This window comes from Rhizobium sp. BT-226, assembly GCF_025847085.2.
GTDB lineage: Bacteria > Pseudomonadota > Alphaproteobacteria > Rhizobiales > Rhizobiaceae > Rhizobium > Rhizobium sophorae.
This window is the reverse complement of record NZ_JAOYTI010000004.1, coordinates 230,512-245,149: the sequence shown is the minus strand read 5'-3', so window position 1 is coordinate 245,149 and position 14,638 is coordinate 230,512. Positions and strand designations below refer to the sequence as shown.

Annotated in this window: 10 protein-coding genes; 3 read left to right on the top strand and 7 right to left on the bottom strand. The window is 63.0% G+C overall.

Going from position 1 to position 14,638, the window contains the following annotated elements:
- Positions 1-77 precede the first annotated feature (77 nt).
- The 6 genes from OIU37_RS25665 to OIU37_RS25640 all read right to left on the bottom strand — a co-directional run bounded on the left by OIU37_RS25665 (position 78) and on the right by OIU37_RS25640 (position 8,506).
- Positions 78-1,115, bottom strand: coding sequence for an ABC transporter ATP-binding protein (locus OIU37_RS25665; protein WP_264258993.1), 1,038 nt, complete (start codon positions 1,113-1,115; stop codon positions 78-80).
- Positions 1,112-2,779 carry an iron ABC transporter permease gene (locus OIU37_RS25660; RefSeq protein ID WP_171604519.1) on the bottom strand — a complete coding sequence of 556 codons (1,668 nt, stop codon included), beginning with the start codon at positions 2,777-2,779 and terminating at the stop codon, positions 1,112-1,114. The genes OIU37_RS25665 and OIU37_RS25660 overlap by 4 nt, the downstream gene beginning before the upstream one ends.
- 149 nt (positions 2,780-2,928) lie before the next feature.
- On the bottom strand, positions 2,929-3,945 hold the full coding sequence (locus OIU37_RS25655; RefSeq protein WP_264258992.1) for an iron ABC transporter substrate-binding protein: 1,017 nt from the start codon (positions 3,943-3,945) through the stop codon (positions 2,929-2,931).
- A gap of 212 nt (positions 3,946-4,157) precedes the next feature.
- Entirely contained in the window at positions 4,158-5,696 is a 1,539-nt protein-coding gene (locus OIU37_RS25650) for an aldehyde dehydrogenase family protein (protein ID WP_264258991.1), read from the bottom strand.
- 24 nt (positions 5,697-5,720) lie between these two features.
- Positions 5,721-7,004 (bottom strand): FAD-binding oxidoreductase, encoded by a 1,284-nt coding sequence (locus OIU37_RS25645; protein WP_264258990.1) that lies wholly within the window; start codon positions 7,002-7,004, stop codon positions 5,721-5,723.
- A 68-nt stretch (positions 7,005-7,072) separates the two neighbouring features.
- Positions 7,073-8,506 carry a VOC family protein gene (locus OIU37_RS25640; protein ID WP_264258989.1) on the bottom strand — a complete coding sequence of 478 codons (1,434 nt, stop codon included), beginning with the start codon at positions 8,504-8,506 and terminating at the stop codon, positions 7,073-7,075.
- Between the two features lie 84 nt (positions 8,507-8,590).
- Between OIU37_RS25640 and OIU37_RS25635 the strand changes: the two genes are divergently transcribed.
- The 3 genes from OIU37_RS25635 (at position 8,591) to OIU37_RS25625 (ending at position 11,234) form a co-directional block, all read left to right on the top strand.
- Positions 8,591-9,499 (top strand): LysR family transcriptional regulator, encoded by a 909-nt coding sequence (locus OIU37_RS25635; protein WP_264258988.1) that lies wholly within the window; start codon positions 8,591-8,593, stop codon positions 9,497-9,499.
- A 68-nt stretch (positions 9,500-9,567) separates the two neighbouring features.
- Positions 9,568-9,804 carry an Lrp/AsnC ligand binding domain-containing protein gene (locus OIU37_RS25630; RefSeq protein ID WP_003543721.1) on the top strand — a complete coding sequence of 79 codons (237 nt, stop codon included), beginning with the start codon at positions 9,568-9,570 and terminating at the stop codon, positions 9,802-9,804.
- A 251-nt stretch (positions 9,805-10,055) separates the two neighbouring features.
- Positions 10,056-11,234, top strand: a complete 1,179-nt coding sequence (locus OIU37_RS25625) for a glycosyltransferase family 4 protein (RefSeq protein WP_264258986.1) — start codon at positions 10,056-10,058, stop codon at positions 11,232-11,234.
- Between the two features lie 69 nt (positions 11,235-11,303).
- Here OIU37_RS25625 and OIU37_RS25620 read toward each other — a convergent pair whose 3' ends face one another.
- Positions 11,304-14,615 (bottom strand): oligosaccharide flippase family protein, encoded by a 3,312-nt coding sequence (locus tag OIU37_RS25620; RefSeq protein WP_264258985.1) that lies wholly within the window; start codon positions 14,613-14,615, stop codon positions 11,304-11,306.
- Positions 14,616-14,638 lie beyond the last annotated feature (23 nt).

Here is a 14,638-nt window from a genome sequence, read left to right as displayed (position 1 = left end):
CAATTCCAGCAAAAGTGCGCAGCGGTTTTGCGTCCGGGATTGCGCAAAACAAAGATAGAGCCCCGCGGGGCTCTAACTCAGCTCTCGAAGACATGCGCCTTGCCGGCAATATCGAGGCGAACGAGGTCGCCTCGCGCCGGAAGCGCGACGCTCGAGGTCTTGATCAGGATCGGCGGCAGCGCCACGCCGTCTAGCGAAACCGCAACGGTACAGACCGCCCCGCCGAATTCCACCTCGACGACACGCCCGCCATAATCGCGATCGCTTTCATCGGCGACGACACGAATCTGCTCGGGCCGCAGCATGATCTCCGCCTTGCCCTGACGGCTGCCCTCGACGGCGACACGGCCGAGGGCGCAATCTGCCAAACCGTTGCGGATGATGGCGGGAAGCAGCACGGCATCGCCGAGAAACAGTGCCGTCTCGCGATCGCGCGGATGCAGATACAATGATTGCGGCGACCCAGCCTGGATCAGCCGTCCTTCCCTCAGAACCGCCACCTGATCGGCAAAGGTCAACGCCTCTTCCTGATCATGGGTGACGAGAATGGTGGTGATGCCTGCCGCCTGCAACACACGCGCAACCGCCTTGCGCATATTTTCACGCAGGCCGGTATCGAGCGCCGAGAAAGGTTCGTCGAGCAGCATCAGCCGCGGCTTGCGGCCGAGCGCGCGGGCGAGCGCCACGCGCTGCTGCTGGCCGCCGGAAAGCTGATGCGGGCGCCGGACCAGCATGCCGCGGTCGAGCTCGACCATGTCGAGCAACTCGAGCACGCGCTCCTCCCGATCCGCAGCCCCTCGTTCGAAGCCGAAGCCGATATTCTCGGCAACGCTTAAGTGCGGAAACAGGGCGCCGTCCTGCGAAACGATGCCGATGCCGCGCTTGTGCGCCGGTACCGTCGCCGGACCGTCTGCGAGCAGGTCGCCATCCAGCGTCACCCTGCCGACATCGGGTTGCTCGAAGCCCGCAATGATGCGCAGCAGCGTCGTCTTGCCCGAACCGGACGGGCCGACGACGGCGGTGCGGCTGCCCGCCACGACGTCGAGCGAAATATCCTTCAGCGCCTGGACCGGGCCATAACGCTTGCTGATGTTTTCGATCGTGAGCAGCGTCATTGGCCGGCGGTCCGTTTCGATTGGGTATAAAGCATCAGGGTGAGCGGCAGCGACAACACGACCATCATGAAGGCGTAAGGGGCGGCCGAGACATAATCGATCTCGCTGGTCAGCGACCAGAATTTCGTCGCCAACGTATCGACGCCGTTGGGCGACAGCATCAGTGTCGCCGTGAGTTCATTGGTGATGCCGAGTGCGGCCAGCGCGACGCTGGCGGCCGCTCCCGGTGCTGCAAGCCGCATGGTGATCTGCCGCACCGCCTGACCCGGGGTGCGGCCGAGACCCATCGCGGCGCGCTCCAGCTCCACCGGGGCCTGGGCGATGCTGGCGCGCAGCCCGACCATGGCGCGCGGCAGAAAAAGCATCACATAGGCGACGATGAGCGTTGCGAAGGTCTGGTAGAGCGGCAGCACGAGACGCACGGTGATCGTCACCAGCGCCAGCGCCACGACGACGCCCGGCAGCGAGCCGACATAATAATGGCAGGCTTCAAGCACACGCTGGAAGCGGCCGGGCGCCCGCACGGAAAGCCAGGCCATCGGTGCTGCGGCCATCGTCGCCAGCACGCCGCCGGCAACTGCGAGCACGATCGTCTGCAGGAAGGCGCTGCCGACTTCGATGCGCCAGATATCGGTGCCGCCGAGATAGAGCCAGCGGCCAAGCGTTACCAGCGGCACGCCGAGCGTCAGCGCCGCCAGGACGACGGGCAGCAACATGGCTGGCGCCACGAACCAGCCCAGCCGGCGGCGGTCCGCCGGACGTGGCGAGCCGGAGCCGACGCGGGCATAACGTTCATTGCCGCGCACCAGCACCTCGAAGCCGAGCAGAAAAAGACAGCAGGCGACGAGCACGCCGCCGAGCATGTTGGAGGCCGGGCTGTTGTAGGAGGACTGGAACTGGTCGACGATCGCCGTCGCGAACGTGTCGAACCGGATCATGACGAACAGCCCGTATTCCGACAGCAGATGCAGCGCGATCAGCAGCGAACCGCCACAGATGGCGAGTCTGAGCTGCGGCAGCACGGCGCGGAAGAAGACCCGCCAGGGATTAAGGCCCAGCGAGGCCGCGGCATCCTCGATGGCCGGATCGAGACGCCGCAGCGCTGCGGCGACCGGCAGGTAGAGGAACGGATAATAGGCGATGACCGAGACGAAGACGCCACTCTGCAGGCCACGCATGCCGGGAACGAGGCTGACCCAGGCATAGCTGTGCACGAAGGCGGGCACGGCGAGCGGGGCGATCGCCAGCCAGGCCCAGAGCCGCGCAAAAGGAATGTCCGTCCGCTCCGTCAGCCAGGCAAGCGTCACGGCAAGCGCGATCGACAGCGGGATGGTGATCGATTCCAGCAGAACCGTGTTGACGAGAAGTTCACCGACGCGCGGCCGGAAGACCAGGGCCTTCACTGTTTCCCAGCCGACATCGTAGGTGACCCAGCCGATGAAGCCGAGCGGCACGAGACTGAAGATCGCGACGAGGGTTGCAAGCAGGATCACCGAAGCGTCCGGCATGCGTCCGCGCGGCAAAACCATTCGCGCGACCCTCGGCGCGACCGGCGCCTCGTTGCCGGATGCGAGCAATCTGTTGTCCTGCAGCAAGGCCGATGCCTTTACACGCTGAAAAAGGAAGGCAACCGCCTTTGAAAGGCGGTTGCCGGATGTCGTCATGCCCTAAGGTTTTCTTGAGCCAAAAGCAACAGTTTTGGCCGGAAGACGCCTGCGGCAGAAAGGTCAAAGCATGTCGCGCAAAACTGTGCCGCGGCTTTGCGACGACGACATGCGGAAAACCAAAGATCTAAAGTGTGGCGCGCCACGCTTTAGATCAGGCCGGCGGCCGTCATCAGTTCGACGACCTTCTTGCTGTCGAGGGTCGAAGCTTCGACCTTCGGCGCATTGAGATCGGCAAGCGGAGTGAGCTTGTCGTTGGAAGGCGCATCCTTGCCCACGGCATATTCATAGGAGGTGCCGTCCTTGAGAATCGCCTGGCCGGCCTTACCGGTGACGAACTTCAGGAAAGCCTGGGCTTCCTTCATGTGCTGTGTGGACTTCAGGACGCCGCCGCCCGAAACGCTGACGAAAGCGCCCGGATCCTGGTTCTTGAAGTAATGCATGCCGACATTCTTGCTGTTCTCGCCGGTTTTCGCCTGATCGCCGAACCAGTAGTAGTGATAGATGACCGCGCCCTCGACTTCGCCCGCATTGACGGCCTTCATGGCGACGCTGTTGCCCTTGTAGCGGGTGGCGTTGTCCTTGAGGCCCTTCAGCCATGCCTTGGTGGCATCTTCGCCCTTCAGCTGCAGCAGGGCTGCGACGATAGCCTGGAAGTCGGCGCCGGCAGGTGCCGCGCCCCAGCGGCCCTTCCAGACCGGATCCTGGAGGTCGAGCAACGACTTCGGCAGCTTGTCTTCGGTGAGCTTGGTCTTATCATAGGCGAAAACCGTGGTGCGGGCGGCAATGCCGGTCCACATGCCGTCAGCCGGGCGATACTGATCCGGAACCTGATCCAGCGTTTCCTTTTCGATGGGAGCGAAAAGGCCCGCGCCATCGACCAGCGTCATTGCCGGCGAATTCTCGGTCAGGAAGACATCAGCCGGAGAGGCGTCGCCTTCCTGGATGATCTGGTTGGCGAATTGCATGTCGCTGCCCTGGCGCATGGTGACCTTGATGCCGGTCTCCTTGGTGAAGGCATCGATCCATTCGCGGCCGAGGCTTTCGTGCTGGGCATTGTAAACGACGAGACCTTCATCCTGCGCATTGGCGCTGCCTGCAAGCGCGGTGACGGAAAGAAGCGAAGCGGCAAGCGCGAGGGAAAAACGGTTAAGAGCAGTGTTCATGATGGCCTCCGTAGCGATGTCACCCGAGCTCTCCAAGGGCGATCAGAGGCGTATATTTTTCCTGACTACCAATTTCAAGTTTGGCTTGCCCAGAAAAGACATCACAATATCTTGACTAAATATTTCATATTACAGGGGAATAAATCTCAACTCGGTCAAAAAAGGCGACGCTCTGCAAGCGCCGCCTCTCTCTTGCAGCCTTTGCAGCCAGCTTATTCGACGTCGAACTTGACGCCCTGCGCCAGCGGCAGCGTCCTGCCGTAATTGATCGTGTTGGTGGAGCGGCGCATATAGGCCTTCCAGGCATCCGAGCCGGATTCGCGGCCGCCGCCGGTCTCCTTCTCGCCGCCGAAGGCGCCGCCGATTTCGGCGCCCGATGGCCCGAGATTGACGTTGGCGATGCCGCAATCCGAGCCGCGTGCGGAGACGAAGGTTTCGGCCTCGCGCATGTCGTTGGTGAAGATCGACGACGACAGCCCCTGCGGCACGGCATTGTGCAGCGCCAGCACCTCGTCGAAGTCACTGTATTTCATCACATAGAGGATCGGCGCAAAGGTCTCGTGCTCGACCGGGCCGGTCTGATCAGGCATTTCGACAAGCGCCGGGCGAACGTAGAAGGCCTCGGTCGAACCGGTTTCGACGCGGTCGCCGCCGGTTACGGTGCCGCCGGCCGATTTCGCCTCGCCCAGCGCCGCCTGCATGTTCTTAAAAGCTTGGCCGTCGATCAGCGGTCCCACAAGCGTCCCGGCCTCGAGCGGATTGCCGATGGTGACGGAACCGTAGGCCTTCTGCAGGCGCGGCACCAGCTGGTCGTAGACGCTCTCATGGACGAAGAGACGGCGCAGCGTCGTGCAGCGCTGGCCGGCCGTGCCCATGGCGGAGAAGGCGACGCCGCGCAACGTCAGGTCGAGATCGGCCGACGGGCAGACGATCGCCGCATTGTTGCCGCCGAGTTCGAGAATGGCGCGGGCAAAACGCTGCGACAGGCGCGGACCGACGGCGCGGCCCATGGCCGTCGAGCCCGTGGCGGAAACGAGTGGGATCTTCGGATGATCGACCAGCACTTCGCCGACCTCACGGCCGCCGATGATCAGCGTCGACAGATTGGCCGGTGCGCTACCGCCCTCGGCGACGAAACGCTTCAGCGCCTTTTCGAACAGAGCCTGCACGGCAAGCGCCGTCAACGGCGTCTTTTCCGAGGGCTTCCAGACGGTGGAATTGCCGCAGACCATCGCAAGGGCTGCATTCCACGACCAGACGGCAACAGGAAAGTTGAAGGCGGAAATGATGCCGATCACGCCGAGCGGGTGCCAGCTTTCCATCATCCGATGCTCGGAGCGCTCGGTGGCGATCGTCAGGCCGTAGAGCTGGCGGGAGAGGCCGACCGCGAAATCGCAGATGTCGATCATCTCCTGCACTTCACCGAGACCCTCGGAGGTGATCTTGCCGACCTCGATCGAGACGAGACGGCCGAGTGCTGCCTTGGAGGCGCGCAGTTCCTCGCCGAGCAGGCGGACCAGTTCGCCGCGCTTCGGCGCCGGCACGGCACGCCATTCGAGGAAGGCCTGGTGCGCCGTTTCGATTGCCGCCTTCGCCTCGGAAACGGAATGTTCCCTGAGCCTGCCGATTTCCTTGCCGGTGACCGGCGAGGTGACGGAAAGCGTGCCGCCGTGATAGCGGCCGGCATCGACGCCGAGTTCGGCGAGCAGCTTGGCGGTTTCGGTGGCGAGATCGAGGACGGCGATGGTCATTGTCTTGGTTCCAATCTAATTTTCTCAGAAGCGGGCATCGGCGAAATGGGCGACCTGAGCGCCGGCTTCGTACCATATTTCCTTGAGCGCACGGAAGCTCGGTTCGCTGGGTGCCGTCAGCGGTAGTGGCAGATCGGCTTCCGGAAGCCGGCCGAGGATATGCTCCGCCAGCGTGCGGCCAAAGACCGTGCCGGGCGCAATGCCGCGGCCATTGTAACCCGAAAAGCCGACGACATTCGGGGCGAATTTGTGGAAGCGCGGCAGCGCATCGTCGGTCATGCCGATCTGGCCATACCATTCGCACTCGAATTCGACATCGCCGATGACAGGGAAGAGCCGCTTCAATGCGCGTTTCGCCCAGCCTTTGTGTACGGAAAGGCCGGTATTGCGCAGCGCCCCGACACTGCCGAAAACGAGACGCCCGGCCTGGTCCATGCGGAAGGATGAGAGGATTTCCTTGGTATCCCATGCGCCTTCCCGCCCCGGCAGGATCGACTGACGCAGATTATGGCCGAGCGGCACGGTGGCGAAATTGAAATAGGGCAGATAGATCTGTTCGTTGCGCACCTGCTCGAAAGGACCGGTGCTGTAGGCATCGGTCGCAACGATGATCCAGTCCGCGCTGACCTCGCCCTTTGCCGTCTTCACGATCCAGCGGCTGCCGTTTTGCTCCGTTGCAACGACCGGGCTGGACGTATGAATGACGACCCCGGTCTTGACGGCGGCATGGGCAAGGCCGCGGGCATAGGCAAGCGGCTGCAGCGTTCCGGCGCGTTTGTCGAGCAGCGAACCGGCATAGGCATCGCTGCCGATGCGTTTGGCCGTTTCCGTCGCATCGAGCAGCGTCACGGCTGCGCCGCGGGCGGACCATTGCGCCGCGCGATCCTCGATCTCCTTCAGCCCGTCCGCGCCGACCGCGCAATGCAGCGTGCCGTTCCGTTCGAGTTCGCAGGCAATCTGATGTTTGTCGATCAGCTCCATGACGAGCTTCGGCGCATTGGCGAGCAGGTCGAGCAGACGTTCGCCATGCACCGGGCCGAGCACGCCGGGCAGATCGTTCGGCATCACCCACATGCCGGCATTGATCAGCCCGACATTGCGCCCGGCACCGCCGAAGCCGATCTCCTTGGCCTCCAGCAGCACCACCTTCGACCCGGCTTCGGCAAGATGCAAGGCGGAAGAGAGGCCGGTGTAACCGCCGCCGACGATGACGACATCGGCCGATACTGGGCCATCGAGAGGCGAGGTCGTCGGCGCTTCGGGCGCTGTCTTTTCCCAGAGACCGTGGGAGCGCGGATCATTCAGCATGGCTCAGTCCGATCGGAGCGAAATCGCGGATACTCTAATGCATAAAAGAAAGTGTTGAACCTGCCATTTCACGCAACCGTCTTCAGCGGCAGGCCCGCAAGGCCGAGCGCGGCCAGTGCCGAATCCAGCGATGCAGCCTGGCGTTCGGCGTAAAGTGCCAGCTCGTCCTGAACGGTCGCGCCCAGTGCTGCCTCGAAGGCGTCCCGGTTCGAGCGAGTCGCGTAGTTCTGCTGCTGGTCGGTGCCGAGGTTCGACTGGAAGATGCCGGCCGCGCTGACGGGCAGGAAGTCTTCGTAGACGATGGGGGTGAAGGTGAGGTAACCCGAGGCGATCAGTGCCTCCGGATCACCGGGCAGCGTGCTGCCGGCCGCAGCGGCAATGCCTGCAGGCGTCGCGGCATAGCGGAAGAAGGCCAGATCCTCGTTGCGCAGCTCATCCCAGCTGTCCGGAAGTGCCTTGAAACGCGTGGCAAGTTCATCGTCGTAGGCGCCGGCCTTGGCGCCGCCGGCGCCCACCTGCACCTCGCCGCGAACCGAGGCGAGCAGCTGGTCGTAAAGCGCCCGGCCCTTCGCCGTCAGCGCCACGCCGCGTTGTTCGATCTCCCCGAAGCGGGCGGTATGTGTCCCTCGAACCGCGCCATCGTTTTCACCGGAAAAGGCGATCGTTTCCTCCAGCGCCTTGAAACTCGTCTGTCGCAGCAGGATATCGCAATGTCGGCGCGGCGGCCCTTCGATGACCGCCTTCGGCGTGATGCCGCGTTCCGGCATACGGGCCTGGACGGCGTCGATATCGAGCGTGCGCGGCGTCAGATGGTTGATGTGCGGCCCCTTGAAGCTGACGACGTCGGCGATCAGCCGATGTGCATCGTGCAGCCGCTTGTAGGTTTCGGCGCTGACTGTCGCTTCGCCATGCCAGCGGAAGGTTTCCAGCGCCTCGGCGACGAATTCCGTCGCTTCCGCCTCGCTCAGGCCGCCGTTCTGCTCGTGGCGCTCGATCAGCGCGACGGCACGCGGCGTGTAGATCCGCCGTTTCGCCAGAATGGCTTCGGCCTCGCGGCGCAGCCCTTCGTCTTCGATCAGTTCCAATCGCAGCAGCGAGGTGAAGACGCGGAATGGATTGACGTTGAGCGCCACCTCGTCGATCGGCCGGAAGCTGGTGGAATGAACCGGCACACCGGCAACCGAAAGATCGTAGTAGCCGACCGGCTGCATGCCCATGACCGCAAACAGCCGGCGAATGGTGAAGAGCTCGTCGGCCGTACCGAGCCGGATGGCGCCGTGGCGCTCGACATCGATGCGCTCCAGCTCGCCGGCTTGAGCCAGACGTTCGCGCAGGTCAGGATCATTCTCGAGGCAGCCGGCATTCACATCCGCCACCAGCTCGATCAGCGTGCCGTATTGCGGCACCTCCGCCCGGTACATCTGCGACATCGCCTCGGTGAACAGCGATCGGATGCGGTCTGGGGAAACGAAGGCTTGCGGCATTGGGAAACTCCGGCTCATTCCGTTTTTGCAGGATGAACCCCTTTACACGCGCGACAAAGCCGCAAATATCGCTATTTCGGAAATAGCCCATTCTGAAACGGAATGATCATGCTGACGTCTAGACGTTTTCTGCCATCGATTTCGCATCTCGCCGCCTTCGAGGCGGTTGCCCGCACCGGCAGCGTGACGGCAGCAGCGCGCGAACTCGATCTGACGCAGAGCGCCGTCAGTCGTCAGGTAAGCGCGCTCGAGCAGCAGCTTGGTGTCGAGCTCTTCCTGCGCGAACGCCAGACCATGCGGCTGACGCTTGCCGGCGACGGATATGCCCGCGAGATTCGCGAGGCGCTGCGGCGGATATCCAGCGCCTCGCTGAACCTGCGCGCCAATCCGCATGGCGGCACGATCAATCTCGCCATCCTGCCGACCTTCGGCACACGATGGCTGGCGCCGCGCCTGGGACGCTTTCTCGCCGCCAATCCCGGCGTGACCATCAATCTGGTGACCCGGCTTTCGCCCTTCGATTTCCGCCTCGATTCGATCGACGCCGCCATCCATTTCGGCCATCCGCACTGGCCGGGCGCCGAACTCGCCCTTCTGATGTCGGAGCGCACGGTGCCGGCCTGCAGTCCGGATTTTCTGAAGCAATATGCGATCTCAGGACCGGAGGATCTGCTCGCCGTTCCGCTGCTGCACCTGACGACGCGTCCTGACGCCTGGGAACAATGGTTCGCCGGCAACGGCGTTTCCTTCGAAAATGTACACGGCATGCTTTTCGACCAGTTCGCCACCGCTGCGCAGGCGGCAATCGCCGGCCTCGGCGTCGCCCTGTTGCCGACATTCCTGATGCAGGAGGAGATCAGGCGCGGCGATCTCGTCGCCGCTGTCGACCGTGAAATGGAAAGTCGCGAGCGCTATTATCTCGCCTTTCCGCCCGAGCGCGCCGATTATGCGCCACTTGCCGCCTTTCGCGAGTGGATCGTCGCGGAAGCCACTACCAACCCAACTGCGTGACGAACGGCTTGCATCGGAGGGGCGCTTTCGACCATTATGCGCGCCAAACAACTTTGCAGGAAATCTTCATGAAGCCGATCTTCGTCCAGCTCCAATGCGCACCCGGCAAGACCTATGATGTCGCCGACGCCATCTACCAGACCGAACTGGTCTCGGAGCTCTATTCGACCAGCGGCGACTACGATCTGCTGCTGAAGGTCTATATCGAGGAAGGCCAGGATATCGGCAAATTCATCAACGACAACATCGCCAATATTCCCGGCATCGTCCGCTCGCTGACGACGCTGACCTTCAAGGCATTTTAGAGCAATTCCAGCAAAAGTGTGCAGCGGTTTTGCGTCCGGAATTGCGTGAAAACAAAAGAGATAGAGCGTTTCCGTGATTCGAGAAAAACGGAAACGCTCTGAAATTCCCGTCAGACACGGTTAACCTTTTTCGCGAAGAATCGCCCCCGCAGGACGTCGCCTAAACCGCGCCTTAACGCCGGGCATATCTGGTCGTTGTTATCACGGGGCCTGCATCAGCGCGGACCGGCACGTGCAGCGATAGGTGGAAAATGTCGATCGTCGAGGCAGATAGGGCGCGCGCGAAGCCGCAGTTGGAAACGGCTCCGCTGATCGTCCATGTCGTACGCCAGTTCCTGCCCAATCGCGGCGGCCTGGAAGACGTGGTCGCCAATCTCGCCCGCCAGACCGTGCGCCGCGGCTATCGCGTGCGCGTCGTCACGCTGGATTCGCTCTTCACCGCGCCTGAAGACAAGCTGCCACTTCGCGAAGATATCGACGGCATCGAGGTGGTGCGCATTCCCTGGTTTGGCACCAGCCGTTATCCACTGGCACCGCAGGTTTTCCGCCATCTCGCCGATGCCGATCTCGTGCATGTCCATGCCATCGACTTCTTCTTCGACGCGCTCGCCTGGGGCCGGCTGCTGCACGGAAAACCGATGATCGTCACCACCCATGGCGGCTTCTTCCACACGCGGAAATACGCGGCGATCAAGAAGATCTGGTTCCGGACGCTGACCCGCGCTTCGGCGATGGCCTATCGTCGCGTCGTCTGCTGCAGCGCCTCCGACCTCAAGCAGTTTTCAGAAATCGTGCCCGACAGCCTGCTGATCGAAAACGGCGCCGATATCGGCAAGTTTGCCGACACCGCTTCACGCCGGGCGAAGCGCCGCATCGTCACGATCGGCCGGTTCTCGGTGAACAAACGGCTGGACCACCTGCTCAATGCGATGGCCATGTTGAGGACCCGCGATCCGGAATGGCATCTCGACATCGTCGGCGCCGAGTCCGACCTGAACCGGGCGGATGTCAACAGCGCCATCGAAAGCCGTCATCTGTCCGGCCGCGTCACCCTGCATGTGTCGCCCGAGAACGACACCATCCGGCGCATCATCGCAGAAGCCTCGCTTCTCGCTTCCGCCTCGGAATATGAAGGTTTCGGCCTGGTCGCTCTGGAGGCGATGAGCGCCGGCCTCCTGCCGGTGCTGAACGCCAACGATGCCTTTGCGACGCTTGCCGCCCGGCATCCCGTTCTCATGCTTGCCGATTTCACCAATCCTGAGAGTGCCGCCACGGCGTTCGAAACGGCCTATGAACACCTTTCGCGCCAACCGGACACCGTTCGCGCCGAGCTTCTCGACGCCGCCCGCGGCTATTCCTGGGATATCGTCGCCGGACGCTATATCGATCTCTACAGATCGCTTGATGTCGTCGCCGCGGAAAGCATCTGATCCCGTCTTCCTGCCGCATAAGCTACAGCATTGCGCGTGTGAAACGACGCGGCGCTGTAGCATCGCCGGTTATGCTCTTGCCAGACGAATGATCTCGTCGAGCACGAATTTGCGCGATTGCGGCGGCGTCAGATTGTGGTCGGCATCCGCCAACATCAGCAGGCGCACGTTCGGGTAGCGGGAAAGCCTGGCGCCGCGCGGCCCGAAGTGGAAATAGACGTGGTCAAGCCCGACATCGCCCTCGCTGTAGATCAGCGTCAGCGGCACCTTGCGTTTGCCGAACAACGCGAATGAGTGCCGGACCTCGCGGGCGATATGGCGCCGGTCGGGGAGCAACTCGAGCAGCGGCGCGATCCACGGCGACAGCCGGCGGCCGGCGGCGATGATGATATTCTGCAGCGCTGCAACGACGTCCACCTGGCCGCGCAACAGCCGCTTCAGCGTGTCGAGCCGCGCCAGGCGCTGGCTGTAATCATCAAGGCTACGCGGGACGGAAACGACATGCTCGCGGCGCACCGGCATGTCAGGATCCCAGTAATAGACGAAGGGATTGATCGACACGACTGCCTTCAAGCGTTCGTCGGCGACGCCGGCGCGGAAGGCGACATAGCCGCCGCTGCATCGGCCGGCGACCATGACGGGGCCGGCGACGACGGTTTCGAGCAGATCGAGTGCGGCGACAGCATCTGCGGTCTGCGTATCCGAATAAAGCACTTGTTCCGGCGCATCCGGCCGCGGCGGGCTGTCGCCGACATTGGCGGAATCGAAGCGCAGCGAAACGACGCCTTGGCGGGCGAGCTCGCGCGCCATATCAACCGTCGTCCGTCCCCAACCGGCATGCCGGTCATAGGCCGTCGACAGGAAGAGCACGGCATTGCCCTTGATCTCGCCAAGCGGCCGGCTGACGACGCCGACCAGATGATTGTGGCTTCCGAAACGCACCGGCGTTTCGGCAAAACCATCGCCGGCTAGCGGCGGGTTGTCGATCGCCGCCGGCGAATGGGCGGCGGATGTCTCTGTCGTCGTTGCCTCCAGCCACGTCGTCAGCAGCGCGACGACAGCCATTGGCGTCTTGGCAAACAGCGGATTGGTGGCGAGCTCGTCATAGCCTTCGAAAGCCGTCTGCTCGACATCGGCGCCAAGCGCCTTCAGCGCGTCGGCAAAGCCGGTATCCTCGGCCTTGGCAGGACGTTCGAGGATCAGATAGCGGGAGGCCGCAAGCCCCTGCGGCGAGGCAATGCTGAGCTTGCCGAGCTCGGCAGCGATCTCTTCGGGCATGACGAGCCCGGCGATCTGCACCTTCGCAGTCTGGACATGCTCCTTGCCGAGGCCGAGATCGGCATCGATGATCTTCGACCACATGTTGAGTTCGCGCAGATAGGCCCGGCCGCTCAGCACCGGCGCCAGCATGACGAGGCTGTCGACGCCTTCGATCGAGGAACCGACGCGATGGGCAAGCGTAGCACCAAGGCCCTGTGCGATGAGGATGATGCGGTCGCAGCCGCTCAGCGACTTCAGCTTGTCGGCGGCCGCACGGATCGAATCTTCCCAGGTTTCCAGCCTCGCCGGCAGTGCGTCGAAATCCAGCGCGTCGCCGGTGCCGCGATAGTCGAAGCGCAGGCTCGGCACGCCGATATCCGAGAAATGCTCCGCCGCGACGCGGAAGAATTTACGGCTGCACATCTCCTCGAAACCCCAGGGACTGACGAAGAGCACGGCGGCCGAGCGTTTCTGGGCGAGAGGATTTTCAGGCATGAACAGCCCGATCGTGCCGTCGAAGACGACAGGCAGGGCAGCACTGCGTCCCGCACCTTCGGCCGGTTCGAGCGAGAATTCGCCGGGCGCGACCTTGGCGCGATCGGGATCGCCCGGAAGCCGCGGCGCGATGAAATTGATCGCATGACCAACCGGTCGCCGCAGCAGGGACGGCATCTTGTCGAGAATGGAGCGCATGACTTCGACATCTTCGCCCGGCACGGCGCGCAGCACCCGGAGAGCTGCGAAATAGGCGAATGCGCCGGCGATGATCGCGCCGACCAATCCGGCCGGCCCCTGGACGAATTCCAACACGGAAGTCGCTCCGCAAGCACAGAGGACGGAGGCGAGCGTCACCTTCGTCAAGCTTGCGTAGAGACCCGAAAGCTGGGATCCGAATCCTGTCTGTCTGATCATCATCACCGACATCGCAACGAATACGAGGATGCGCACGAGTGCGGCACCCTCGGCGGCAAGCCTAGGTACGATCAGTAAACAACCCGCTACCATCAGTAGGCCACCTATCACACTGATGTTCAGGCGGGAGCGGGCCCTGTCCATCGACAGCAGGTAGAGGCTGAGGATCTGCATGAAGGTATAGGCGGGAGCAACAAGCGCAAGCAGCGCCACCACCGTCCCGCTGCGGCGGAATGCTTCGCCGAACACCACGAGCACCAGTTCGCTGGAGATCGCGGCAAGCCCCAGGCTCATCGGCAGCACGATATAGGCCATGCTGCGGGTAACGGCGGTAAAGACCTCGACCGGCAATGTCGAATCGTCGCTGCTGTGCCGCCGCTCGGAATAATAGGGCAGCAGGCTGCCGGTCATCTGGATCGGCAGTTGCAGCGCGATATTCGCGATCGACAGGCCGACAGCATAATAGCCGACCATCTCCACCGACCAGAACTGCTGCAGGAAGAGAAGCTCGAGCCGGTTGAGGAAAATGGAATCGATGATGAACTGGATCGACAGGATGACGGAGGAGGAGGCGAGATATTTCAGCGAGACTCCGCACCAGTCGCGCCGCGCCAGAAGGATCGGCAGCGTGGCGAAAAACAGCACGAGCTGGCCGAGCGCATAGCCGACGAGAACGCCCTCGACGCCGTAGAAAACGGCGCCGACGGCAACGCCGGCAAGCTGCACGATCGAGACGGCAACCGTCAGCTTAAAGAAGGCGCCCAGCTTCTTTTCGCCAATCAGGTAGAATTTGACGAAGGATCCGATCGCCTGGATGAAGAACAGCACGCCCGTGACCAGAGCGACGGATGGCGCCGTGTCGGCCCAGTGCATCTTTTCGGAGGTCAGGAAGAACAGCGCGTAGAGCGCCAGCAGCACGACGGTCGAGAACATCATGAAGCTGACGAGGATGGCGGCAAAACCCCGCCGGCGGCGCGCGTCGAATCCTTCCGCCGAAAGTTGCGGCAAGGTCTTCAGCAGCGTGATGCTGGAGCCGAGCTCGGCGATCGAGGCGCCGGTCACCACCAGCCAGAGCGAGAAGGCGACGATGCCGTTGGCTTCCGGCCCGAGCAGCCGCGCGGTTATGATCGATGAAACAAAGCCCGTCAGAAGCAGCAGCATGCCTGCCGCCGCATTCATCACCGAGTTTGCGATAATACCCTTCGACATCTGTCCATCCGTCAGCATCGGCC